Origin of the sequence: Methylobacterium sp. Leaf108 (genome assembly GCF_001423265.1) — a bacterium.
Taxonomy (GTDB): domain Bacteria; phylum Pseudomonadota; class Alphaproteobacteria; order Rhizobiales; family Beijerinckiaceae; genus Methylobacterium.
On record NZ_LMND01000013.1, the window covers coordinates 1 to 24,878 of the forward strand.

At 70.0% G+C, this 24,878-nt stretch carries 22 protein-coding genes; 16 read left to right on the forward strand and 6 right to left on the reverse strand.

What is annotated here, in order from left to right:
• The first annotated feature begins 168 nt into the window (after positions 1-168).
• The 4 genes from ASF39_RS10595 (at position 169) to ggt (ending at position 7,092) form a co-directional block, all read left to right on the forward strand.
• Positions 169-876, forward strand: coding sequence for a response regulator transcription factor (locus ASF39_RS10595; RefSeq protein ID WP_056283611.1), 708 nt, complete (start codon positions 169-171; stop codon positions 874-876).
• A gap of 26 nt (positions 877-902) precedes the next feature.
• Positions 903-2,306, forward strand: coding sequence for an ATP-binding protein (locus ASF39_RS10600; protein ID WP_244472361.1), 1,404 nt, complete (start codon positions 903-905; stop codon positions 2,304-2,306).
• A complete protein-coding gene (locus ASF39_RS10605; RefSeq protein ID WP_056283616.1) occupies positions 2,303-5,215 on the forward strand; it encodes a bifunctional [glutamine synthetase] adenylyltransferase/[glutamine synthetase]-adenylyl-L-tyrosine phosphorylase in 2,913 nt (970 codons plus the stop codon). Before ASF39_RS10600 ends, ASF39_RS10605 begins: the two co-directional genes overlap by 4 nt.
• A 290-nt stretch (positions 5,216-5,505) precedes the next feature.
• Complete coding sequence (ggt, locus tag ASF39_RS10610; RefSeq protein ID WP_056283619.1) at positions 5,506-7,092, forward strand: gamma-glutamyltransferase; 1,587 nt, start codon at positions 5,506-5,508, stop codon at positions 7,090-7,092.
• Positions 7,093-7,203: 111 nt separating this feature from the next.
• Here the strand turns inward: ggt and ASF39_RS10615 are convergent, their stop codons facing one another.
• The gene (locus ASF39_RS10615; RefSeq protein ID WP_056283621.1) at positions 7,204-10,230 is read right to left on the reverse strand and encodes an Rne/Rng family ribonuclease; all 3,027 of its coding nucleotides are present in this window, start codon (positions 10,228-10,230) and stop codon (positions 7,204-7,206) included.
• Between the two features lie 694 nt (positions 10,231-10,924).
• Positions 10,925-11,734 carry an exodeoxyribonuclease III gene (locus ASF39_RS10620; protein ID WP_055884868.1) on the reverse strand — a complete coding sequence of 270 codons (810 nt, stop codon included), beginning with the start codon at positions 11,732-11,734 and terminating at the stop codon, positions 10,925-10,927.
• Between the two features lie 154 nt (positions 11,735-11,888).
• On the opposite strand from ASF39_RS10620, the gene ASF39_RS10625 reads away from it, so the two are divergent.
• Positions 11,889-12,641 carry a lysophospholipid acyltransferase family protein gene (locus ASF39_RS10625; RefSeq protein WP_055884865.1) on the forward strand — a complete coding sequence of 251 codons (753 nt, stop codon included), beginning with the start codon at positions 11,889-11,891 and terminating at the stop codon, positions 12,639-12,641.
• A gap of 24 nt (positions 12,642-12,665) precedes the next feature.
• Here ASF39_RS10625 and ycaC read toward each other — a convergent pair whose 3' ends face one another.
• Complete coding sequence (gene ycaC / locus ASF39_RS10630) at positions 12,666-13,313, reverse strand: isochorismate family cysteine hydrolase YcaC (RefSeq protein ID WP_056283624.1); 648 nt, start codon at positions 13,311-13,313, stop codon at positions 12,666-12,668.
• Positions 13,314-13,595: 282 nt separating this feature from the next.
• Between ycaC and ASF39_RS10635 the strand changes: the two genes are divergently transcribed.
• From ASF39_RS10635 to ASF39_RS10670, 9 genes are all read left to right on the forward strand, one after another.
• Positions 13,596-15,053, forward strand: a complete 1,458-nt coding sequence (locus ASF39_RS10635; protein WP_056283628.1) for a PAS domain S-box protein — start codon at positions 13,596-13,598, stop codon at positions 15,051-15,053.
• Positions 15,054-15,139: 86 nt separating this feature from the next.
• Entirely contained in the window at positions 15,140-15,313 is a 174-nt protein-coding gene (locus tag ASF39_RS20415) for a CsbD family protein (RefSeq protein WP_244472362.1), read from the forward strand.
• Positions 15,314-15,374: 61 nt separating this feature from the next.
• The gene (locus ASF39_RS10640) at positions 15,375-15,878 is read left to right on the forward strand and encodes a CsbD family protein (protein ID WP_056283630.1); all 504 of its coding nucleotides are present in this window, start codon (positions 15,375-15,377) and stop codon (positions 15,876-15,878) included.
• Positions 15,879-15,994: 116 nt separating this feature from the next.
• Entirely contained in the window at positions 15,995-16,900 is a 906-nt protein-coding gene (locus tag ASF39_RS10645; protein ID WP_156399240.1) for a PhnA-like protein, read from the forward strand.
• 66 nt (positions 16,901-16,966) lie between these two features.
• Positions 16,967-17,170 (forward strand): CsbD family protein, encoded by a 204-nt coding sequence (locus ASF39_RS10650; RefSeq protein WP_056283636.1) that lies wholly within the window; start codon positions 16,967-16,969, stop codon positions 17,168-17,170.
• Positions 17,171-17,246: 76 nt separating this feature from the next.
• Positions 17,247-17,630: a CsbD family protein gene (locus ASF39_RS10655; protein WP_056283639.1), complete on the forward strand. Its 384-nt coding sequence runs from the start codon at positions 17,247-17,249 to the stop codon at positions 17,628-17,630.
• A gap of 308 nt (positions 17,631-17,938) precedes the next feature.
• Entirely contained in the window at positions 17,939-18,376 is a 438-nt protein-coding gene (locus ASF39_RS10660; RefSeq protein WP_055884845.1) for a BA14K family protein, read from the forward strand.
• A gap of 208 nt (positions 18,377-18,584) precedes the next feature.
• The gene (locus ASF39_RS10665; protein ID WP_056283642.1) at positions 18,585-19,067 is read left to right on the forward strand and encodes a YidB family protein; all 483 of its coding nucleotides are present in this window, start codon (positions 18,585-18,587) and stop codon (positions 19,065-19,067) included.
• A gap of 130 nt (positions 19,068-19,197) precedes the next feature.
• Positions 19,198-20,355 carry a chromosome partitioning protein ParA gene (locus ASF39_RS10670; protein ID WP_244472363.1) on the forward strand — a complete coding sequence of 386 codons (1,158 nt, stop codon included), beginning with the start codon at positions 19,198-19,200 and terminating at the stop codon, positions 20,353-20,355.
• 147 nt (positions 20,356-20,502) lie between these two features.
• Here the strand turns inward: ASF39_RS10670 and ASF39_RS20420 are convergent, their stop codons facing one another.
• A complete protein-coding gene (locus ASF39_RS20420; protein ID WP_162240587.1) occupies positions 20,503-20,913 on the reverse strand; it encodes an EF-hand domain-containing protein in 411 nt (136 codons plus the stop codon).
• 92 nt (positions 20,914-21,005) lie between these two features.
• Complete coding sequence (locus tag ASF39_RS10680) at positions 21,006-21,317, reverse strand: hypothetical protein (protein ID WP_056283675.1); 312 nt, start codon at positions 21,315-21,317, stop codon at positions 21,006-21,008.
• Positions 21,318-21,508: 191 nt separating this feature from the next.
• Between ASF39_RS10680 and ASF39_RS10685 the strand changes: the two genes are divergently transcribed.
• Positions 21,509-22,228, forward strand: coding sequence for a response regulator (locus ASF39_RS10685; protein WP_056283678.1), 720 nt, complete (start codon positions 21,509-21,511; stop codon positions 22,226-22,228).
• A complete protein-coding gene (locus ASF39_RS10690; RefSeq protein WP_056283647.1) occupies positions 22,225-23,616 on the forward strand; it encodes an ATP-binding protein in 1,392 nt (463 codons plus the stop codon). The genes ASF39_RS10685 and ASF39_RS10690 overlap by 4 nt, the downstream gene beginning before the upstream one ends.
• A 12-nt stretch (positions 23,617-23,628) precedes the next feature.
• Here the strand turns inward: ASF39_RS10690 and ASF39_RS10695 are convergent, their stop codons facing one another.
• Complete coding sequence (locus ASF39_RS10695; protein WP_056283650.1) at positions 23,629-24,876, reverse strand: Hsp70 family protein; 1,248 nt, start codon at positions 24,874-24,876, stop codon at positions 23,629-23,631.
• Between the last annotated feature and the right edge of the window lie 2 nt (positions 24,877-24,878).

The window sequence follows — 24,878 nt, forward strand, 5'->3', positions numbered from 1 at the left end:
AACGCACCAGCGCCCATGGTACTGTGTCTCAAGACACGGGAGAGTCGGTCGCCGCCAGACCTGCACAGAACAAAACACGCCCTCATACAAAACGATCACACGCAAAAGGGCCATCTCCTCACGGAGGTGGCCCTTTCTGCGTTGGCGTGCCGACGCTATAGGCACGCGATGCGCCTTCTCCTGATCGAAGACGACCCCGAGGCACTGGCCTATCTCGCCAAGGCGTTTCGCGAGGCCGGCCATGTCGCCGATGGCGCCGCGGACGGTCTCGACGGCTATGCGCTGGCGCAGGGTGGGGACTACGACGTCCTCGTCGTCGACCGGATGCTGCCCAAGCTCGATGGGCTGTCCCTCATCCGCGCTCTCCGAGAGCAGGCCGTCACCACGCCGATCCTGATCCTCTCCGCCCTCGGGCAGGTCGACGACCGGGTGAAGGGGCTGCGCGCGGGTGGCGACGACTACCTGCCCAAGCCCTATGCCTTCTCAGAACTGCTCGCCCGGGTCGAAGTCCTGGCGCGGCGGCGGACGTCCGGCCCTGGCGCGGCCGTCGCCACGGCTTACCGGATCGGCGATCTTGAACTCGACCGGCTGTCGCACCGCGTCGCTCGCGCCGGGCGCGACATCGCCCTGCAGCCTCGCGAGTTCCGGTTGTTGGAGTACCTGATGCAGCATGCCGGGCAGGTGGTGACCCGCACCATGCTGCTCGAACACGTCTGGGACTATCACTTCGATCCGCAGACCAACGTGATCGACGTCCATATCTCGCGCCTGCGTGCCAAGATCGACAAGGATTTCGAGCGACCGCTCCTCCATACCATCCGCGGCACCGGTTATGTCATGCGTGACGCGGGCACGGATGCGGCGGGGGCATCATGAGGCTGCCGCGGTTGAGGCTTCCACGGTTGAGGTTTCCCCGCGGCCTCGGCAAGCTGTTTCGGACGACCGCGTTCAAGCTGTCCTTCGCGTACCTGGCGATCTTCGCCACCGTCGCCTTTTTGGCCCTCGGCTACGTCGCCTGGAACGCGGCCCGCGTCCTCGACGACCAGATCGTGTCCACCCTCGATGCCGAGATCAACGGGTTGGCCGAGCAGTACGGCGCCGGTGGCTTGCGCCGTCTCATCGCCACGGTGGAACGACGGGCGGGCGAGCCGGGGGCCTCGCTCTACCTCGTGACCACGCCGGCCGGCGAGCACATCGTGGGAAACGTCGGCTCCCTGTCGCCGGGGCTTCTGTCCCAGCCCGGCCAGACCGAGGGCTCCTATTCCCGCCGTGGTGAATCGGACAGCCTCGACCACGAGGCGATCATGCGCGTCTTCACGCTGCCGGGCGGTTTTCGCCTTCTCGTCGGGCGTGACGTGGTCGAGCGCGACCGTCTGCGCGGGGTGATCGGTCGGACCTTCGCCTCCTCCCTCGCCCTCGTGGTGGTGCTGGGCGTGGCCGGCGGCTGGTTCGTGGCGAGCCGGGTTCTCAAGCGCGTCGACGACATGACCGAGAACGCCCGCCGGATCATGGCCGGCGATCTCGACGGCCGGCTCGGCGTCGCCGGCAACGGGGACGAGCTCGACCGCCTCGCCGAGAATCTCAACGCCATGTTGGCGCGCATGGGCGCTCTGATGCAGGGCCTGCGCGAGGTGTCCGATAACATCGCCCACGACCTCAAGACGCCCCTGACACGCCTGCGCAACCGGGCCGACGATGCGCTGCGCACCGCGCGGACACCCGAGGCGTTGCGGGAGGCGATGGAGGGGGTGATCGAGGAGAGCGACGGCCTCATTCGGGTCTTCGACGCACTGCTGATGATCGCCCGCCTGGAAGCCGGCAGCATCCGCAAGGCGATGACCGCCTTCGACCTGTCTGCCGCGGTTCGCGAACTGGCCGATCTCTACGAGGCCGTCGCCGCCGACCGGGGCCTCGACCTCCAGGTCGAGGCCGAACCGGACCTGATGCTGCGGGGCAACCGAGAGCTCATCGGGCAGGCGTTGGCCAACCTCCTCGACAACGCCCTGAAATATGCTCCCGACGATGTTCCGGGTACGATACGCATCGCCGTGACCCGGGACACCGGGGCCATCCGCCTCGTCGTGGCCGACACGGGGCCGGGTATCCCGGAGGAGGCGCGCGAGCGTGTGTTCGACCGGTTCGTGCGCCTGGAGGACGCGCGGTCGCGCCCAGGGTTCGGCCTCGGCCTCAGCCTCGTCGGGGCCGTGGTTCGCCTGCACGAGGGCGCCGTCGCACTGCAGGACAATGCGCCCGGCCTTCGCGTCGTGATAACCCTTCCCCTGGCGCAGGACGGGGAGGGGGCATGACGGGCGAGGGGACGTTGCGTGACGGGATCGTGGCCGCGCCGCCGTTGAGCGATGCGCGAGCGGCGGCAGCGCGCTTGGCCGAGATCGAGCCCGGCCTGCCGCCCGATCTGTTGACGCCGCCCCTGCGTGCCCTGCTCCTTGGGCTCGCCGATCATTCGCCGTTCCTGTGGCAGGCGGTCCTGCGGGACCCCGCCCGTCTCGTGGCCCTCTGCGACCGGTCGCCGGACGTCGTTGGACGCGAACTCTGCGAGAGGCAGCGGCGGGCTGCCGGAGGCGGGAATGTCTCCCTCGACGAAGTCGCGCGCCGCTTGCGCAGAACCCGCATCGAGCACGCCCTCCTCGTAGCGCTCGCCGATATCGGTGGCCTCTGGACGCTGGAGACGGTCACCGCGGCGCTGTCGGATTTCGCCGATGCCTCGGTGGCCGCCGCCGCCGAGGCGCTGTTGTTCGAGGCCACGGCGGCCGGCCGGTTCCTGCCGCGGGATCCCACCGATCCGCAGGCCGGGTCCGGCCTCGTCATCCTCGGCCTGGGTAAGCACGGGGCGCGGGAACTCAACTATTCGAGCGATATCGACCTGATCGTGTTCTTCGATCCCGAGACGGCGCCCCTCAAGGCCGGGATCGAACCCGCACCCTTCTTCATCAAGCTGGCGCAGGGGATCGCCAAGCTGTTGCAGGAGCGCACCGGAGACGGCTACGTGCACCGGGTCGATTACCGGCTCAGGCCCGATCCCGGCTCGACGCCGACCGCGCTCTCGCTGGACTCGGCCTATGTCTATTACGAGACCGTCGGCCAGAACTGGGAAAGGGCCGCCTTCATCAAGGCCCGCGCCATCGCCGGGGACATCGCTGCAGGCGAACGGTTCCTGGCGGGCCTGACGCCGTTCGTCTGGCGCAAGTACTTCGATTTCGCGTCCATCGCCGACGTCCATGCGATGAAACGCCAGATCCACGCGGTGCGCGGCCACGACACCATCGCGGTGGCCGGTCACGACATCAAGCTCGGGCGCGGCGGCATCCGGGAAATCGAGTTCTTCGTGCAGACGCAGCAGCTCGTGTTCGGCGGCCGTAGGCCGACCTTGCGCGGCCGCACCACCGTCGGGATGCTGGCCGGCCTCACCGAGGAGGGCTGGATCGACGCCACGGCGCGGGACGAATTGACGGCGGCCTACGTCTTCTTGCGCACCATCGAGCATCGCCTGCAGATGCTGCGCGACGAGCAGACCCAGCGCCTGCCGACCGACCCGAAGGAACTCACGGCCTTCGCGAAATTCGCCGGCTTTCCCACCAAGCGGGCGTTCGAGGCGGCGCTGCTCCATCACGCCCGCCGCGTCCAGGCGCATTACGCGCTGTTGTTCGAGGCCGAACCGGATCTTTCGGCGGCGGGCGGCAGCCTCGTGTTCAGCGGGACGGACGACGACCCCGCCACCCTCGCCACCCTTCGGAAACTCGGGTTCCGCGAGCCCGAGCGTGCGACCGAGACCGTGCGCGGCTGGCATTTCGGGCGTCGGCCCGCAGTCCGCACGGCCCGGGCCCGCGAGGTGCTGACCGAACTCGTGCCGGCCCTGATGCAGGCGATCGGCAGCACCGCTCAGCCCGATGCCGCCCTCGATACCCTCGACAGGGCCTTCGCCCGGATGCCGGCGGCCCTCGAACTCCTCACCATCCTGCGTTCCAACGATCGCCTGCGCCAGCTCTTTGCCGACCTGCTCGGATCGGCGCCGCGACTGGCCGAGACCGTCGCCTTCAGTCCGCATGTGCTCGATGGCGTGATCGATCCGGCTTTCGTGGCGCCCAGCGACGATCCCGCCGACATCGATCGGCAGTTCCGCGACCTTCTCGGCCGGCCGGCCGACCACGAGGATTTCCTCGACCGCAGCCGCGACGCGGCCCGGCAGATGCGGTTCGCCACAGGCGCACGGCTGATCTGCGGGATCCTGTCGCCCGAGATGGCCGGACGTTCCTATGCGGCAATCGCCGATGTCGTGGTCGGCCGGAGTCTGGCCGCCGTCTCGGCCCTGTTCGAGGCGGAGCACGGACCGGTTCCAGGTGGTCGCTTCGCGGTGATCGGCCTTGGCCGGCTCGGTTCGCACCAGCTCACGGCGGAATCCGATCTCGACCTGATGGTCGTCTACGACTTCGACCCGGACGACCGGCGTAGCTCCGGTCCACGGCCGCTGGATGCCGCGGTCGCCTACAACCGGTTGACCCAGCGACTGGTGGCGAGCCTCACCGTTCCGACCCGGCGCGGCGGCCTCTACGAGGTCGACCTGCGCCTGAGGCCCGGCGGCGGCCAGGGTGCCATCGCCACGCAATGGCGCAGCTTCCTCGCCTATCAGGCCGACGAAGCCGAGCTATGGGAGCACATGGCGCTGACCCGCGCCCGTCTCATCGCCGGCGACGCCGGGCTCGGAGCCGAGATCGAGGCCGCGATCCGCGCGACGCTCCTGCGTCCGCGCCAGCCGGCGGCCGTGAATGCCGCCGTCCGCGCCATGCGCGCGCTGGTGGAGAAGGAGAAGCCGTCGCGCGGCGCCCTCGACCTCAAGCTGAGTCCGGGTGGGCTTCTCGACCTCGATTTCCTCGGCCAGGCCCTTGTGTTGGGCCACGCCCGGGCACATCCCGGCCTGATCGGGCTCCACGGACCGGATCTCTTCGCGCATGCCGCCGAGGTGGGGCTGGTGCCGGAAGAATCCGCCGCGAGACTGTCCGCCGCCCACCGCCTGTTCGAGGCCGTGCATCAGTGGCAGCGCCTGATGGTGCAGGGCGATCCGACCAGTACCTCGACGGTGACCCTGGCGCGGCTCGCCAAGGCGATGGGCGCGCCGGACGCCCGCAGCCTGACGGCACAGCTCGCCGCGGAGCGCAGCGAAGTGAGGAAGCTGTTCGATCGCCTGCTCGGGCGTCCCTGAGCCCAAATTGCCCGTTCTTTTCACGCGCTGGCGGGTCGGACTGCCACGCCGGCGCGGGACGCGGGCCGATCCGCAATTAAGCGGACGTACGGTCCGTCGTGGCCGGAGATTTGCGGGCGACGCGGCCGGTGGACGACACCGGGGGTATCCCTATGCTGCCGCCGACGGTGATCCCCACGGAAGCGCCCGAAGGGACATCCCTCACGGGTCCTGCGCCGACCCGACAACCTCTGCCCGACGATGCCCGGCTCCGCCGAGCCCAACCGTTGAAAGAATCCAGGAGCCATCCCGTGAGAGACTTCTCCCTGCCCGGCCGCTCGCCCGTCTATGCCGCCAATGCGGCGGTGGCGACGTCGCATCCCCTCGCGACCCTGGCGGCGATCGAGGCCCTGCGCAGCGGTGGCAACGCGGTCGATGCGGCCATCACGGCCTGCGCCGTGCAATGCGTGGTCGATCCGCTGATGTCGGGCATCGGCGGGGATTGCTTCGCGCTCTACACGCCCAAGGGCGCCGGAAAGCCGGTCGCCCTCAACGGGTCGGGCCGGTCGCCAGCTGCCGCCAGGGACGCCTGGTACCTCGAACGGGGCATCACCATCGAGCCGACCTCGCCGCACGCGGTCACAGTGCCCGGCGCCATCGCCGCCTGGGAGACGCTGCTGCGCGACCACGGTACGCGTAGCCTCGGCTATGTGCTCCAGCCGGCCATCGCCTATGCCGAGGGCGGTTTTCCGGTCCAGCCCCGCGTTGCCTGGGATTGGGAGCGGTCGGCGACGCGGGTGGCGCAGGATGTGGATGCGGCGGCGAGCTACCTCGTCGGCGGCCAGGCGCCCGAGGCGGGGACGATCGTCAAGCTCCCCAAGCTCGCCGCCACCCTGCGGCGCATCGCCGAGCACGGTGCCAAGGGATTCTACGAGGGGCCGGTGGCGCAGGATCTCGTCGCCAAGCTGCAGAGCCTCGGCGGCCTGCACACGCTCGAGGATTACGCGGCCGCCGCTCCCGAGTACGTGACGCCGATCACCACCCGCTATCGCGGCTACGACGTCTACGAATGCCCGCCCAACGGTCAGGGACTGGCTGCCCTGATGATGTTGAACGTGCTCACGCACTACGACATCGGCGGCATGGGCGAACTCGACCGCGTTCATCTTTACGCTGAGGCCTGCAAACAGGCCTATCACCATCGTGACGCGCTGTTCTCGGACCCGGTGCTGAACGCGGTGCCGGTCGAGCACCTGCTCTCGGACGCCTGGCTTGCGAGCGCCAGGGGCGCCGTGGACATGGCCCGTGCCACGCCGCCGGTGATCTGGCCGGAGGTGGAGGCTGAGCGACAGCACAAGGACACGATCTACCTCTGCATCGTCGACAAGGACGGCAACGCGATTTCCTTCATCAACTCGCTGTTCCAGGGCTTCGGCACCGGCATCATGGGGCCGGAGAGCGGCGTGCTCCTGCACAACCGCGGACTCTCCTTCCGGGTCGAGCCGGGCCACCCCAATACGATCGCCCCGAACAAGCGGCCGATGCACACCATCATCCCCGGCATGCTGATGAAGGAGGGGCGCACGGTGGCGCCGTTCGGCGTCATGGGCGGCCACTACCAGGCCATGGGCCACGTCCAGTTGCTCACCGGCATCATCGACCGCGGCCTCGACGTGCAGGAGGCCCTCGATGCCCCGCGCAGCTTCGCCTACGGCGGCGAGCTCGAGTTGGAAGTGGGGTTCTCGCCCGATCTCCCGGCCGCCCTGGAGGCCCGCGGCCACAGGACGGTCCGTGCGCCCCAGGCCATCGGCGGCGGGCAGATCATCTGGATCGGCGAGGACGGGACCCTGGTGGCCGGTTCGGACCCGCGCAAGGACGGCAGTGCGCTGGGCTACTGACCGCGGGTCGGGCGACGGCCGGCGGATTACGACGCTCACCCCTGGAAAACAGAACGGCGGAGGCGCTTGTCGCGCCTCCGCCGTTCTTCGTTCGACGATTGTCCGTGGGGCCTATTCGCCCGTTAGCGCGGCCTTAGTGCGGGACCACCAGCCGGCCCGCTTGGGACGATCGGGATCGGCAGGCGTCAGCACGACGGCGACCGGCTCCGGCCGCGGCTCGAACTTCGCAGGCTCCTGCACGGTGTCCTCGCTCTTCGCCGATGAGGCAGGGGCCTCTGTCGGCGAGACCGGTTCAGGCGCGACGGAGATCGGTAGGTCGATCGCCACCGTCTCCACGGGAGGAGGCGTCGTCTCGCCGGTGTCCGGGCCCTCGCCGGGCGCGCTCACCGCTTCCACGATATCGGCGGACACGGGCTGCTCGGCCTGCAGGACCGTCGCGATCTCCTCGGACGGGTGGGCGTCCTCATCCGATCCGGCGCCCTCCGACCCCGCACCATCGGCCTCGCCGACCGAAGCCCCGCGCTCGCGACCTTCACCGCGCTCGCGACCACGACCGCCGCGACGTCCGCGGCGCCGACGGCGACCCGCACCCTCGTCTTCGCTGGCCTCGCCCGCCGCGGCCGATTCGGCCCTGGGCTCTGCGACGGCCGCGTCGGCGCCTTCGGCATCCTCATCGGACTCCGAACCGGCCTGATGCTCGTCGTCGCCGGCCGTCTCGTTCTCGCCGGCGTCCTGGTCGCCGGCTTCCTGCTCGCCGGTCTCGTGACGACCGCCGCGCCGACGCCGCCGCCGGCGACGGCGGCTGCGACCTTCGGCGGTCTCCTCGCCGTCGCCGCGCGATGCGGGCGCATCGGCCGATTCCGAGGCGGCCTCGATGCCCTCGGCCTCTTCGGCCTCGGGCTCGAACTCCTCCTCGTCCTCTTCGAGCTCCGGCATCACGGCAGTGGCGCGGATGCCCGTCACCGGTCCTTCCGTCCTCACCGCCGGCTCGCCGCGGTCGAGCTGGAACGCCGAGGTGGCGGCCAGGCGCTCGTCGGCGGCGATGGTCACGGAGACGCCGAAGCGGACCTCGAGCTCACGCAGGTGAGCCCGCTTCTGGTTGAGGATGTACAGCGCGACTTCGGTGCGGGTGCGCAGCACGAGGTTGTGGCTGGTGCTCTTGAGGAGCGATTCCTCGATGGAGCGCAGGATCTGCAGGGCCACCGACGCGGTGGCACGCACGTAGCCGGAGCCTCCGCAATGGATGCAGGGAAGCGACGAGCTTTCCAGCATGCCGGTGCGGATGCGCTGGCGACTCATCTCCAGGAGCCCGAACGGCGAGATGCGGCCGACCTGGATACGGGCGCGGTCGTCTTTGAGGCACTCGTTGAGCTTCTTCTCGACGGCGCGGTTGTTGCGCTTCTCCTCCATGTCGATGAAGTCGATGACGACGAGCCCGGCGAGATCGCGCAGGCGCAGCTGGCGGGCGACCTCCTCGGCCGCCTCCAGGTTGGTGCGCAGCGCCGTGTCCTCGATGTCGTGCTCGCGGGTGGAGCGGCCCGAGTTCACGTCGATGGAGACCAGGGCCTCCGTCGGGTTGATGACGAGGTAGCCGCCGGACTTCAGGGTCACGTGGGTCGAGAACATCGCGTCGAGCTGCTGCTCGACGCCGTAGCGGGCGAAGATCGGCGTTGCGTCGCGGTAGGGCTGCACGACCTTGGACTGGCCTGGCATCAGCATCCGCATGAAGTCGCGGGCCTCGCGGTAGGCCTCGTCGCCCGCCACCAGTACCTCGTCGAGGTCCTTGTTGTAGAGGTCGCGGATGGCGCGCTTGATCAGCGAACCCTCCTCGTAGACCAGGGCCGGGGCCGAGGACGACAGCGTCAGCTCGCGCACGCTCTCCCACAGGCGCATCAGGTATTCGAAGTCGCGCTTGATCTCGGGCTTGGTGCGCGATGCGCCGGCGGTGCGCAGGATCACGCCCATGCCGTCCGGCACCTCCAGGTCCTGGGCGACCTCCTTGAGGCGCTTGCGGTCGGCGGCCGATGTGATCTTGCGCGAGATTCCGCCACCGCGGCCGGTGTTGGGCATCAGAACGGAGTAGCGGCCGGCCAGCGACAGGTAGGTGGTGAGCGCCGCGCCCTTGGTGCCGCGCTCTTCCTTGACGACCTGCACCAGGATGATCTGACGGCGCTTGATCACCTCCTGGATCTTGTAGTGACGGCGATAAGTGCGGGGACGCTCGGGAATCTCGGCAAGCGCGTCGCCGCCGACCTGGGCGATCTTCGGCTCGGCGTCTTCGCCGTCCTCTTCGCCGTCCTCTTCGCCATCCTCCTCGTCGTCGCCGTCTTCGTCGTCGTCGCCATCCTCCTCGTCGTCCTCGGAGTCGTCGTCATCGTCCTCGTCGGAATCTTCGTCGGAGTTTTCGTCGGTCGTCGGCTCGGCGTGGTCGCCGCCTCCGGTAGCGGTGGTCTCGCCCTCAGCGGCGGGCATCGGGCCGGCGGCGGCAACGGGCTCGACGGAGGTCTCGCCTGCCGGCTGGGTCTCTTCGTCGGCGGCGTCCGACGCGCTCGCGGGGGGCGGCGCCGCGACGACGTCGGCTTCGTCGGCCCCGGTGTCACCCGCCTGCGCGGCCTGCTCGTCGGCCAGCGGCGGAATCGCGGAATCCGCTGCATCGACCGCCTGGACCTCGACGCCGTCGGCTTCGGCGGCGATGGCGGTCTCGAACGACGGCGAGCCGACGTCGACGGGGCCGGCCTCGTCCTCGGCGGTCACCGTCTCTGCGGTCTTGGCGGACTTGGCCTCCGAGCGGCGGCCGCGGGTGCGGCGGCGCGGCTTGCGTTCCTCGCGCTCGCGGTGCTCCTCGGCATCGCGAGCCTCGTCCTCGAGCAGCGCCTGCCTGTCGGCCAGGGGGATCTGGTAGTAGTCGGGGTGGATCTCGCTGAACGCGAGGAAGCCGTGGCGATTGCCGCCGTACTCGATGAAGGCGGCCTGCAGCGAGGGCTCGACCCGCGTCACCTTGGCGAGGTAGATGTTGCCGCGCAGCTGGCGCCGGTTGGCGGCTTCGAAGTCGAATTCCTCGACCCTAGAGCCGTGGACCGTGACGACCCGGGTCTCCTCCGGGTGCATCGCATCGATGAGCATCTTGTTGTTGGCCATGACGATCTTTCGACATGGCGGCCGACGCCGTTCTCCTGTGACCGGGCGGTCCCGGTGGAGCGCCGACCGGTCCGAAGCGGAAAGCCTCGACGGGGAACGCTCGCGCCGACCCGATCGATCGGGTGGTGGGGGCCAGGGATGAGGGATTGTCGCCAACCGCCGCTGGGCGCCTGTGGGCGGCGCGCGTGGGGTTGATCCTGGCCAGGGCAGACGGCGAACCGGCGCCACGCACGATGCGGGCGCTTGAAACACGAGCAACGGCAACCGGTGCTGTGCGTCCGACCATCCTCTCCCTGACCTCGCGAAGACATGCGACCGGGCTAGCCGCCGGCCGGTGATTTCAAGAACGGTGCGGCGACCGCGAAAGGATCGCCACCTCTACCGACACCTGCCCGGTCTTGAAGACGCCGAGGGAACGAACGCGGTGGACCGACTGCGAAGGCGACGAGGCCAAAAAGACCAGGACGCGCCCGCGGGCCGCGGATCGAACCGCACGGCACCGGGAAGGGGACCGTATCATTACCGATCCGTGCGTGGATTTGGCAAGGGACAATCGCCGCAGGGATGCGACGAACGGTGCACGGACCGCCGATGCGACCGCCATTCGAAGGCCTCACGACGCGGATTCCACCTTCGCTCATGGGCCGCGCGGGCTTCGTGATACGGTTCCCCCTCGAATCGAACGGAAACCGCGTCAGAGGTCGAGGGTCAGGGTCACCGGTACGTGATCGGACGGCCGGTCCCAACCGCGTGTTTCACGCGTCACGGTCACCGCGCGCACGCACCCGGCGAGGTCGGGCGAGACCCAGGCGTGGTCGAGGCGCCGTCCCTTGTCGGCCGCCGCCCAATCGGGCGAGCGGTAGCTCCACCACGTGTAGATCTTCTCGGGCTCGGGCCTCAGCAACCGGGCGGTGTCGATCCACCCGGCCTCGCCGCGCAGGGTTTCCAGGCGCTCGGTCTCGATGGGGGTGTGGCTGACGACGTCGAGGAGCCGCTTGTGCGACCAGACGTCGTGTTCCAGCGGCGCCACGTTGAGATCGCCCACCAGGATCGCCGGGCCGGTCGGTCGCCGGGCTCCCCAGGCGCGCAGGTCGTCGAGGAAGGCGAGCTTGTGCGCGAACTTCGGATTGAGGCCCGCGTCGGGGATGTCGCCGCCGGCCGGGACGTAGAAGTCGTGGATCGCGAGCCCCGCCGCGCGTCCCGCTTCCGGCCCGAGCACGGCCGAGAGGTGGCGGGCATCGGCCCGTTCGCAAAAGCCCATCACGTCACGGGACAAAAGCGGAAACCGCGAGAGGATGGCGACGCCGTTGTAGCCCTTCTGGCCCGCGAAGACGACGTGCTCGTAGCCCGAGCCGCGCAGGGCCTTCAGCGGAAAGGCGTCGTCGGGACACTTGGTTTCCTGCAAGCAGAGGACATCCGGCTGCGTCTCGGCTAGGAAGCGCAGCACCTGATCGATACGCAGGCGAACGGAATTGATGTTCCAGGTTGAGACGGTGAGGCGCAACGGCTCTGGCTCGTGGTATGCGGTATCGATGAGGCGGATGTCACCGATAGACCGGATCGCGTCGATCGTCGCTGTGAAAGCGGCCTCGCCGACGGCCTGATTGCGCCCTCGGTCCCAGCCTCAGCCCTTCGCAACCCCAGAGGACGCTCCTGCCGTGCCGCGCCTTCGCTCCGTGACGTTCAACTTGTACTGGGCCGCCTGGACGGCGCTCTTCCTGGTGCCCCTCGTGGTGCTCGCCCTGTGCGGGTCGCCCGAGCGGCCGATCCGGGCCGCCACGCGGCTGTGGGCCCGCGGCATCCTGTACGGCCTGCGCCGCATCGTCGGGCTGACCTATGTCGAGGAGGGGCGCGAGCACATCCCGTCCGAACCCTGCCTGATCGTCGCCAACCACCAATCGGCCTGGGAGACGCTGGCGTTCCTCGTGCTGATCCCGGACGTGGCCATCGTCGCCAAGCGCGAACTCGTGGCGATCCCGGTAGTCGGCTGGTTCCTGAAGCGCTCGCCGATGATCATCATCGACCGGGCGAACGGCTCGCAGGCCCTGCGCACCATGATCGATCAGAGCCGCGAGGCGATCGCGCAGGGCCGCTCGGTGCTGATGTTCCCCGAAGGAACCCGCGGCGAGATCGGTGAGCCGGTCCAGTTCAAGCGCGGCGTCGAACTGCTCTACGCGAGGCTCGGCCTGCCGGTTCTGCCGGTGGCGGTGAACTCGGGCCTGTACTGGCCGAGCGGGGGCGCCAAGCGGCCGGGCAAGGTCATCGTGCGCTACCTCGATGCCCTGGCGCCCGGCCTGTCCTCGGCCGGCTTCATGAGCGCCACGCAGGACGCCATCGACCGCGAACTCGACCGCTGGCGCGTGGCCCCGCGCATCCGCCCCGTGGCCGACGTCGGCCTGCCGACGTCCTGACGGCCGGGGCCGGGCGCCCTCGGTTCAAGACGCCGTCGCTGCCTGCGGTGTCGCGCCCTTCAGCGCGCTGTGGCTGGTCATCAGGTTGCGGTAGTCGGGAATGTGGTCCGACAGCAGGGTCGCGAGCCCTTCGACGTCTCGCCGCCAGTCGCGATGCAGTTCGCAGGCGACGCCGAACCAGGTCATCAGCTGCACGCCGGCCGCCGACATCCGGTTCCAGGCGGCGTCGCGCACCACGTCGTTGAAGGTGCCCGAGGCGTCGGTGACGGCGAAGACCTCGAACCCCTCCGCGATGGCCGACAGGGCCGGGAAGGCGACGCAGACCTCCGTGACCACGCCCGCGATCACGAGCTGCCTACGGCCGGTCGCCCGGATCGCCGCGACGAAGTCCGGATTGTCCCAGGCGTTGATCTGGCCGGGCCTCGCGATGAACGGTGCGTTCGGGAACTTCGCCTTGAGCTCGGGCATGATCGGGCCGTTTGGTCCGTCCTCGAAACTCGTGGTCAGGATGGTGGGCAGCGCGAAGTAGGCGGCGAGGTCCGCCACGGCGAGGACGTTGTTCTTGAAGCGGTCCGGATCGATATCCCGCACCAGGGAGAGCAGCCCGGCCTGGTGGTCCACCAGGAGGACCACCGCCTGGTCCAGGTCGAGGCGCGTGTAGGGCTTGGTCATCGTGATCTCCGGTCCGTGAGGCGCAGCGTACCTGCGACGACGACACTGTGCGGCAGGCCCGGCAGGCCCGAAACAGAAACGATCGAAACCCATCGTTTCCATTCTCACTTTCGGTGATCGCCCGCACGCGGGACACGGCGGGATCCCTCACGTATTCTGATCGATCACGGTCACATCGATGGTGTGGCTGTACCAACCTTTCCGCGACGCCCTTGGAACCCGGGGACGCACGCACCTGTTGCAACCCAGGTCGCGACGGGCGACCTCGGAGGGTGGTGCGCGGTGACGACGGGCGTCGACAGGCATGAACTCCGGCAGATCATCGCGGGTCTCAGCGAAGGCGTGATCCTGGTGGAGCCCGATCAGACCATCGCCTACGCCAATGCGGCCGCCCTCGCGATGCACGGGGTCGAGACCATCGACGAACTCGGGCAGACCGTGGATGCGTATCGGGCGCGGTTCTCGCTGCGCTACCGCAACAACCGCACCCCCAACCAGTACCCGATCGAACGTGTCGTCTCCGGGGAAAGCTTCCAGGACGTCATCGTCGAGGTCACCCGCACCGACAGGCCGGACATCGAGTTCGTCCATTGCCTGCGCAGCCTGGTGGCCACCGACCGCGACGGCAATCCGAGCTGCCTCGCCCTCATCCTCAAGGACGTGTCGGATCAGTTCGAGGCCGAGGAGCGGTTCGAGACCACCTTCAACGCCAACCCCGCCCCGGCGGTGATCTGTCGGCTTTCGGACCTGCGCCACGTCAAGGTCAATCTCGGTTTCCTCGAGATGACCGGCTACACCCGCGACGCCGTCATCGGTCGCAGCGTCTACGAGGTCGACGTGCTGGCGGGCGCCCGCAGCCGCGATCTGGCGATCTCCCGGCTCAACGAGGGCGGGACCATCCCGCAGATGGAAGCCTGCCTCGACCTGCCCAACGGCGACACCCGCTTCGTCATCGTGGCCGGTCAGCCGATGGACCTGGGCGACGAGCCCTGCATGCTCTTTACCTTCGCCGACCTCGAACTGCGGCGCAAAGCCGAGACCGCCCTGCGCCAGAGCGAGGAGCGGTTCGCCAAGGCGTTCCGCCTGACGCCGGTGCCGACCGTGCTGGCCCGCGCCGACGGCTTCACCATCACCGGCGTCAACGACGCCTTCAGCCGGGTGTTCGGCTACGGCGCCGACCGGATCACCGGGCGCGCGCCCGCCGAGATCGGGCTGTGGGTCTCCGAGCCGGCGAGATCGACCTTCGAGAGCGCGCTCACACGCACCGGCTACGTGCTCGGCCTCGAGGTCTGCCTGCGCCACGAGGACGGCACAGACCTCGATTGTCTCGTGTCCGCGGAGAGGGTCGAGATCGGAGACGAGATCTTCGCCCTCATGGTCCTGCAGGACATCACCGAACGCAAACGCACCGAGCGGGATCTGTTCGAGGCGATCGAAGCCGTGATGGCCGACACCTCCTGGTTCAGCCGCGGCCTCATCGAAAAGCTCGCCAACCTGCGCCAGCCCGGAAACGAGAGGAAGGACGGGATCGCCCCCAACCTCACCGTGCGGGAGCGCCAGATCCTCGACCTCATCTGCCAGGGGCAGAACGACGAGGCCATCGCCCGACGCCTGTCCCTCTCCCGGAACACCGTCCGTAACCATTCCGCGGCGCTCTACCGGAAGCTCGATGTCCACAAGCGTTCCGAAGCGATCGTCTGGGGACGCAACAACGGTTTTCCGGCCGTGAGTTCGAGCTGAAAAAACCGGTCTACCGGTACATCTGTATCATTGATCCATGGCTCCGACGGGCCACCTGACTGACCGACGCCAGCCGTTCGAGCAGTTTGGAGACGATCGTGAGCAAGCCGAAGACGACCGGCTCGGCCGAAAAGCTCAAGGGCTCGGTGAAGGAAGCGATCGGCAAGCTGATCGGCGACGGAAAGATCGAAGCCGAAGGCAAGGCCGAGCAGATCTCGGCCAAGGCCGATGCAAAACCGAAGACGACGTCGAAGCCGTAGCTTCGCCCGTCCGTCGAAACACAACCCCCATGTCACGCCACAGTCAAAACGGAGAGTCATCATGGTCGATACGGATCGTATCACGGGTGCTGCCAAGGAGATCGGCAGCAAGGTTCAGGGCGCCGTCGGCGACCTGACCGGTTCGAAGCGCGACTCGGTCGAGGGCCGTGCCCGCGAGGCGCAGGGCGCCGCCGAGAACCTCTACGGTCAGGCCAAGGACACCGTCCGCGACGCCGCGGACACGGTCGCCGACACCGCCCGCGACATCGGCGGCAAGGTCCGCGATGCGGTCGGCAACCTCGTCGGGTCGCACGACGTCGAGGATCGCGGCCGCCGGGTCCAGGGCAAGGCCGAAGCCGAATACGACCGGGCCGAGCGCGCCGTGCGCCATGGTGCCCGCGAAGCCTACGACTACGCCGAGGACACCTACGAGAACGGCAGCCGCGCCGTGCGCCAGGGTGGTCGCGAGGTGACGCATCAGGTCGCCGAACATCCGATCGCCGCGCTGCTCGTGGCCGGCCTCCTCGGTTACGGCCTCGGCCTGCTCATCCACGGCCGCGACTGAGGTCTCGACCGCAACCCCACGTCGGCGTCTCGCGCGAAGGTCTCGCGAGCCGCCTTCCCGACCGACCGTCCCGGACGGTCAACGACCCGGAGTTTCACCACGTGTCCACATCCCCCATCGTGCCATCGACGTCCATCGCCGCGGCGAACGACACCCGCACCGTCCTGCTGAACGAAGTGTCCTGGGGTGCCATCTTCGCAGGTGCCGTCACCGCCCTGGTGTCCCAGGTCGTCCTCAACATGGTCGGCGTCGGCATCGGCCTGTCCAGCGTCGGAACCAACGCCGCCGACAACCCGGCCGCCTCGACCCTGTCGATGGGCGCCGGCGTCTGGTTCATCGTCTCGGGCATCGTCGCCGCGCTCGCCGGCGGGTTCATCGCCGGCCGGCTCTCGGGCAAGCCCGTCACCGCTGCGGCCGGCCTGCACGGCCTCGTGTCCTGGGCGGTCACCACCCTCGTCGTGCTGTACCTGCTCACCTCCGCGGCGGGCGGCCTCATCGGCGGCGCGTTCTCGGGCGTGACCAGCACGCTGGGCGGGGCCGGCTCCCTCGTCGGCGGCACCGTGAAGACCGCAGCCCAGGCCGCTGCCCCCTCCCTCGCCCAGATCTCGAACCCGCTCGACGGCATCGAGAAGTCGGTCCGCCAGCAGGCGTCCGGCCAGGACCCCGAGGCCCTGCGTGACGCCGCCGCCGCCGCGGTGCGGGCTCTTCTGTCGGGTGATCCGGCCAAGAAGCAGGAAGCCGAGAACCGCGCCGCCGATGCCCTCGCCAAGGCGCAGGGTATCCCGGTCGATCAGGCCAAGACCCAGATCCAGTCCTACCAGAAGCAGTACGAGGCCGCCGTCGCCGACGCCAAGCAGAAGGCCGTCGCCGCCGCCGAGGCCACCCGGAGCGCGGCCAGCCAGGGTGCCTTCTACGGCGCGCTCGCGCTCATCCTCGGCGCCCTCGCCGGCTTCTTCGGCGGTCGCCTCGGCGCCCCCAAGCCCGCCACCCTGGTCGCCGGCTACGACGCCCGCCGCGTCTGACAGACCGCTTCGGCCGGTCGTCCAGACCGGCCGACTTTCCCTGATCCCTCACACAGGAGCACAGCCATGAGCAGCACCACGGACAAGCTGAAGGGCCTCGCCAACGAGGCCGCCGGCAACGTCAAGCAGGTGGCCGGCAAGGTCACCGGAAACGACAAGCTCGTCGTCGAGGGCAAGGCCCAGGAACTCAAGGGCGAGGCCCAACGCACCGTCGGCGAAGCCAAGGACGGCGTGAAATCGGTCGTCGACAAGGTGACCGGCAAACACTGACCGCGCCGCGGCGGCGGGAGCGCGGATCGCGCCCCCGCCACCCGCCGCGAGCGAGAACGAACACGAGGAGAGTTGCATGAATCGCGACCAATTCCATGGCGCCTCGCGCCACCTGAAGGGCCGTGCCCAGACGGCGCTCGGCGGTATCACCGGCGATCCCGCCCGGCAGGTCCGCGGCGCCGTCAACCAGGTGGCCGGCGGCGCGCAATACGCCTACGGCCGTGTGCGCGAACGCGCCGGGGATCTCGCCGAGGACGGCCGTCATCTCGCGCACGAGGTGCGGGACCGTGCCGGCAACCTGATCGAAGACGGCCGCCATCTGGCCCACGACGCCCGCGAGCGCGGAGCGGCCTACGGACAGCGCGCCGTGCGCTACGCCGACGACAACCGGGCCTCCGCCCTGTTCGGTCTCGCCGCCGTCGCCTTCGCGGTCGGCTGGTTCGTCCGTCCCAAGCCCTGAATTCCAGGCGCTCGCTTCGCTTCAGGATCTGAAGGGATCGCGGCCATCCCCCCGGTCCCGGACTATCAGCCGGGACGAGACGGCCCGCCGCCCTGATCGTGAACCACGACGGGTCGGCCACCGGTGGAAACGCTAGCGTGAGCGTCGGACGGTCGTCCCGTTTGCTGACGTTCCGCCGACCGGGCGCCGCTCGCGGTCCTGCCGCGGCCACGTCGGGCCGGCGTCACCTGACCCGGCTCGGTCTGTCGGTCAGCCGATCACTCTCGAATATCCCGATCTCGCATCTCCAGAATGGGAACCCACACACGATGAAGTTGACCCTCGCCCTCGCCGCCACCGTCGCCGCCACCCTCATCGGGCTGCCGGCCCAGGCTTCCCCGATCGGCCCCGGCCCGATCCAGGCCCTCACCGAGGGCGCCCTTCCCACCGAGTACGTGCAGTATCGCCGCTTCGGATCTCGCGGTTACGGCCCCCGCCGGTTCGGCCACCGCGGCTACGGTCGCGGTTACGGCTATCGCCGCGGCCCCGGCGTGGGTGCCGCCGTCGGTGCGGGCGTCGCCGGTCTGGCCGCCGGCGCCATCATCGGTGGGGCCATTGCCAACTCCCAGGCCCAGGCGGCCCCGGTGATCGTCCGGGGTGGGGCCGATCCCGAGGCCGTGGCCGCCTGTGCCCGCCGCTTCCGCTCCTACGACGCAGCGAGCGGGACCTACCTCGGCAACGACGGCGCCCGCCACGCGTGCCCGTAAGCAGGTTTCGTAAAAACGGTCGCCGGTTCTCAGTCGAAAATCTGCGCCACACCAGAAACCTAGGCAGGATGAAGCATTGGCCTGCCAACGCGAGCCTGCTTCGCGTTCGTCCAGCTCCGGCGGCGTGGCCCGAGCCCGCCGCTGGTCGACGTCTCCACACCGGGCAGGTGACTGTCCGGCCTTTCCACACCACCAATCAGGATCGACCATGAGCAAGGGCTATCCCTCGATGACCGCGCTTCTCGGCCTTCTGGCCGTGGCGGGCTACCAGAACCGCGACAAGATCGCCGAACTTCTGAAGGGCCATGGCGGCGCCGAGCCGGCACGGATCCCCGTCCAGCCGATTCCGAACACCGGGCCTACCGCCACGGGAGGCGGGCTTCCCGGATTGGCGGGCCTGCTCGGCGGTGTCGGTACGGCGGGCGTCGGTGGGCTGATCGCCAGCGGGCTGAGCGAACTCGTCGATCATTTCACCAAGAGCGGTCACGCCGAGACGGCGAAATCCTGGGTCAACCAGGGCCCCGGCCGCAGCATCGCGGAGGCCGAGTTGGAGCGGGCGATCGGTCCCGAGACCCTCGATCACCTGACGCAGCAGACCGGCCTGAGCCGCGCCGCCCTCCTGTCGCGCCTCTCGCGCGAACTTCCCTCGGCCATCGACCGCTACGCCGCCGACGGGCGCCACCCGGCCTGAAGCCGACGGGCGCCAGCCGGGTCGAATTGCGCTAGACCGTCGCTGCGGCCGCTCCGACGCCCGGCCGCAGCGACCCCGACGGCACCCGCCGAAGTTCGATCGACCCCCTGACCGACATCGCGAGAGCATCATGGCCATCGATTATCGCTCCGAACTTCGCAGACCCGTTCCGTTCAGTCTCGCCGTGGTGGCCACGGTGCTGCTGATCTGGCTCGTGGTCGCCTCCATCGCCGCCGGGAAGCAGCGCAGCGCCCGCGACAACCGCATCCGCGAGGTCGAGACCAAGCAGACCGCCCTTCAATCCGACCTCGACCGGCAGATCGCCACCGCCGGCACCCTGGCGTCGCTGCAGGCGAAGATCGGCACGGCCGAGCAGCAGGACCGCCAGGCGACGCAGGCCGCCGAACAGGCGAAGTCCCGCCTCGCGACCCTGAGCCAGGAGCAGCAAGCGGCCGAGGCCAAGGCGGCCGAGGCCAAGAAGACGGCGGATGCCGAGACGAAGCGCCTGGACGACCTGAAGGCGCAGGTCGCGCAGGCCGAGCAGAAGCTCGCGCCTCTGCGCGAGGCCGCCACCGCCGCCGAGGCCTCCGCCGTCGAGCGGACTCAGGAACTCGCCGACGTCGGTCGCAGGCTGGAGGAGGTGCGGGTGCAGGAGGTCAAGCTGCGCACCGATCTGGCGGCGATGACACAGGAAGCGTCCAACAAGACGAACGACCTCGCCAAGGCCGAGGAGCGCCAGCAGAACGCCCGCGAAGGTGCGGCCGCGGCACAGAAGGAACTCGCCGAGGCCCGCGCCGCCGCCGAGCAGGCCACCAAGCAGCGCACGGACATGGAGCAGGCCGTCGCCACGCTGACCGTTCAGCGCGAGAAGCTGGCGGCGGAGATCGAGCAGGCCAACCGGGAGGCGCAGCAGGCGCGCGACACGCTCACTACCACCCGCAAGGACCTCGCCCAGGCCCAGGCCGAGCGGGACAGAGTGACGTCCGAGCGCAACCAGCTCGAGCAGACGCTCCAGAAACTGTCCACCGACCGGGACGCCGGAACCGCGGCCCTGGAGGCCCTCAAGAAGCGCCAGGCCGACGCCCAGGCCGAGCTGGCGACGCTCACCGAGACCCTGGCGACGCGCAACAAGGAGGCGGCCACCGTCGACGAGCAACTCGCCACGGCCCGGCAGGACCTCAGTGCCACACAGGCCAAGTTGGCCGACATCCGGCAGCAGCTGTCGAACCAGCCGGCCGGCGGAGCGACCCCGCCGAACCAGCCCGCACCGGCTCAGCGAGCGAAGTAGGCCTGCCTGAACGACCCCGGATCGGCACCGTTTTCCGGTGCCGATCCGGGTGAGACAGATCTTCCGAGTGCACGTCCGTCATGACCGCGGGAGCCGCCGTCATTCCGATGCCGAGGCCTTGCAAGTGCCGAGGCCTTGCCCTCCCGATCACTCGACGCGGCACGGCCGTTCGGCGCGGGTGACCCGCCCGTCGCGGTCGACGTCGAGACGCGCGAAACGCTTCGCGAAGACCGCATCGATCTCCTCGACCGTCAGCGCGCCGTCCCCGTTCGCGTCGATGCGGCGGAAGCGCCGTTCGGGATCGGACGGACCTTTGCCGGGGTGTGCCGCCCACCAGGCGGACCATTCGGCCTGCGAGATGCGACCGTCGCCATCGGCATCGGCCTTCATCAGGCGCGTCCGGTGCCGTGTAAGAAACGTCGCGAGATCGACGCCGACTTGCGTGCCCGGCGCGGCCGATGTCGCCGTGGGAGGCGCGGCCGAAGCGGGGGAGGCCGCCAGGAGTACCGCGAGGGACAGACAGACGGTCAATCTCGTCGTCGAGGCGAGGTCGGCCATGGAACAGCGTCTTGTCATGGAGGAACGCTCCCTGCCGGAGGATCGGGCGGGATCGCGGCCTTCGCCGCGATCCCCGGTGTCATCGCGTCACGTCACCAGCGGCGATGCCACCCGCGGTGCCAGCCGACGGGGCGATGGACCACACCCCAGCGGCGCCAGCGCGGCCCGCCCCCATGGAACCGGCGAGGGCCGTAGAACGCCGGGCGATAGGCGTAGGGGACAAACACGGCCCTCGGCCGGAGGTTGGGGCGGCACCAACCGTAGACGCCGCGGTGGAAGCCGGGGCCGCAGCCGTCCCGGGCCTCGGCCGGGGCGGACATGGCCAGCGGAGCCGCGAGGCCGGCCGCCAGCACCGCCGCCGGCAGCAGCCGTTTCAGTGTCGAAGATGCGAACGAGACTGTCATCGTCATTCCCTTTTCCGATCGGTGTTTGCCGATGGGGGGATCATGCTCCGGGGCCGTCGCGAAGGTTTGTCGAGAACCCGCGATTGTGTCGCGGTCTGTCGCAGACCCGAGCGCGCCGACACGAATCGCGACGACTTCACCGCCGAAGGATGCGCGCGGTGGTCTAGGACCGCGTGATGGAAACCGGAGACATGGACAGTGCACACGTCCTGGTGGTCGACGACCACCGCGAAATCCGCGACCCGCTGGCGGCCTATCTGAAGCGGCACGCCCTGCGCGTCAGCGTCGCCTCGGACGCCGGCGCCGCGCGCGCCGTGCTGTCGGGGGCGGCCATCGACCTCGTCATCCTCGACGTGATGATGCCGGGCGAGGACGGGCTCTCCCTCTGTCGCCACATCCGCGAGGTCCATGACACGCCGGTGATTCTGCTGACCGCCCTCGGCGAGCAGACCGACCGGATCGTCGGCCTCGAGATCGGAGCGGACGACTACGTCACGAAGCCGTTCGACCCGCGCGAGCTGCTGGCCCGCGTGAAGAACCTGCTCCGCCGTGCCCGGTCGCTCCCCCGCTCCCGCGACGAGGCCCACGGGCGCCGGCTCGCCTTCGACCGCTGGACGTTGGACACGGACCGGCGCCAGCTCGTCGACGAGGCCGGGGCTACGGTGGCCCTCAGCACCGGGGAGTTCCGCTTGATCGCCGCCCTGACGCGCCACCCCCGGATCGTGCTCTCGCGCGACCAGCTCCTCGACCTGACCCGTGGCCGCGCCGCCGACGGGTTCGACCGCAGCATCGACAACCAGGTCAGCCGCCTGCGGCGCAAGCTGGAACGCGACCCGGCCAATCCCGAACTCCTCAAGACGGTCTGGGGCGGCGGCTACGTGCTGGCGTCCGACGTGAGGACCGTGTCGTGAAGCGAGCGGCCACGGCGCTGGTGCCGCGCTCCCTCGGCGGGCGGCTGGCGCTTCTCTTGGTGATCGCGGTGGTGGGCGCGCAGGCGGTCGCCTTCGCCCTGTTCGCGCGGGAATCGTCCCTGGTCGGCCGTGCCGCGGCCCGGACCCAGGTCGTCGACCGCGTCGCCACGCTGGTGCGCCTGCTCGATACGGTGCCGGCGGACGCCGTACCGGGCGTCATCGAGGCCTATGGCTCTTCCCGGCACCGCTTCACCATCGACGCCGCCAGCCGCGTCGCCGAGGAGGAGATGGATGCGGACGAGGCCCGGTTCGCCCGCCGCCTCGACCGCCGGGTGCGGGACGGTGCGAGCCAGGCCCGGCTGCTGCTGGTGGACCGCGATGCGGACGCGTCGGCGGATCGCGCGTCGGCCAGGCCGCAGGCCCTGCGCGTCTCCGTCCGCCTCGACGACGGACGTTGGCTGAACGGCGAGGCGCCGCTGGCGCTGCATCCGCCGCCCTGGATCCGCATCGGCCTGCTCCAGACCGCCGTGAGCGTCGTGGCCGTACTCGCCGTCGTGGCAATCGCCATGCGCGGCGTCGTCGGGCCGGTGACGGCCCTCGCCCAGGCGGCCGAACGGGCCGGGCGGGGCATCGCGGTCGATCCCTTGCCGGAGCGCGGCCCGGACGAACTCCGCACGATGACGGCGGCGTTCAACGAGATGCAGGCCCGGTCCCGCGCCTTCGTCACCGACCGGACCCGGATGCTGGCCGCCATCAGCCACGACCTGCGCACCCCCATCGCCTCGCTGTGGCTGCGGGCGGAGATGGTCGAGGACGTGGCCTTGCGCGAGGCGATGGTCACGACGATCGCGCGGATGGGGCGGATGGTCGATGCGACCCTGGCCTTCGCGCGCGACGATGCGATGGCGCAGGACAGCGGTCCCCTCGACCTCGCGGTCCTGATCCGATCCCTCGTCGACGAGCACACGGTGCTCGGGCGCGACGTCACCGTCTCCGGGCCCGATACGATTCCCTTCCACGGGCGGTCGATCGCCCTGCGCCGCGCCCTCGACAACCTCGTCGAGAACGCGGTGCGCTACGGCGGCTGCGCCCGGATCGGCCTGGACCGCTCGGACGGGGCGATCCTGATCGCCATCGACGACGACGGCCCCGGCATCCCGCCGGACCGGATCGAGGAGATGTTCGCGCCCTTCGCGCGGCTGGAGGACTCGCGCAGCGCCGAGACCGGAGGGACCGGGCTGGGCCTCGCCATCGCGCGTTCCGCCATCCGCGCGCACGGCGGCACCATCAGGCTCCTGGACCGCGACGGGGCCGGCCTGCGGGCGCAGGTGACGCTGCCGACGCAGGATGCCACGAGCCGGGGCCGGACGCCCACTACGGGTTCGTGACCCCCCGCCCGCTCAGGCGGCCCGCCGTGCCGCCTCGATAGTCAGCCCGGTCCCCACCGAGCCGAAGGTGTCGCCGTCGACCACGCGGGCGTTGGGCACCCCGGCCACCAGGGCGGCGCGGACGTGGGGCAGGCCGGTGGAGCCGCCCGTCAGGAACAGGGCGTCGATGGCGTCCGCCCTCAGCCCGGCCTGCGACAGGCAGCGGTCGATCCGCTCGGCGATGCGGCGGCTGAGTTCGTTCGTGTGGGTGACGAGGCCGGCCCGGTCGAGGTCGGCCGAGAGTCCCCGCTCCACCCAGTCGAGGTCGACCCCGCCCGCACCCGCTTCCGAGGTGGCGATCTTGGCACCCTCCACCTCCATCGCCAGGGAATGGCCGCGCTCGGCCTCGATCACGGTGTAGAGCCGGTCCAGCAGTTCGGGGCGTTGCGCGTCGCGCCGGACCTCCTCGACCTCGCGCAGGGTCTTGGCATTGTAGAGCCGGTTGATGCTCGACCAGGTGGCGAGATCGTGGAAGTACGAGCTCGGCACGTCGAGATCGCCGCGCTTCATCGGTGTGCCGAGGCCGAACAGCGGCATCACCGTGCCGAGACTGAGCCGGCGGTCGAAATCGGTGCCGCCGATGCGCACGCCGTCGTTGGCCAGGATGTCGCCGCCGCGGTCCGCCTTGGCGTGCCGCTCCGGCGAGAGCCGCACGATGGAGAAGTCCGAGGTGCCCCCGCCGATGTCGGCGATCAGCGCGACCTCTTCGCGGGCGACCTGGCGTTCGTAGTCGAGGGCGGCGGCGATCGGCTCGAACTGGAACGAGACGTGCGCGAAGCCGATGCTTCTGGCGATCTCCCGCAGGGCGTCCTCGGCGCGGGCGTCGCCCTCCGGGTCGCCGTCGACGAAGTGCACCGGGCGGCCGTGGACGACGGTGTCGAGGGACCGGCCGGTGGCGGCCTCGGCCCGCGCCTTCACGGCGGCGAGATAGCGCCCGATCACGTCGCGGAAGCGGATGCGCTCGCGCCCCACCGGCGTGGTCTCCTCCAGGAGAGAGGAGCCGAGCACGGACTTGAGGCTGCGCATCAGGCGACCGGGCGTCCCCTCGACGTAAGCCGCCATGGCGGCCCGGCCGACGAGGGCATCGCGTCCGGGCTCGAAGAAGATCGCGCTCGGAATCGTGAGATGGTCGCCTTCCAGCGGCACCAGGGCCGGATGCGGCCCGGCGACGAGGCCCAGGGTCGTGTTGGACGTGCCGAAATCGAGGCCGCAAGCCGCCATGA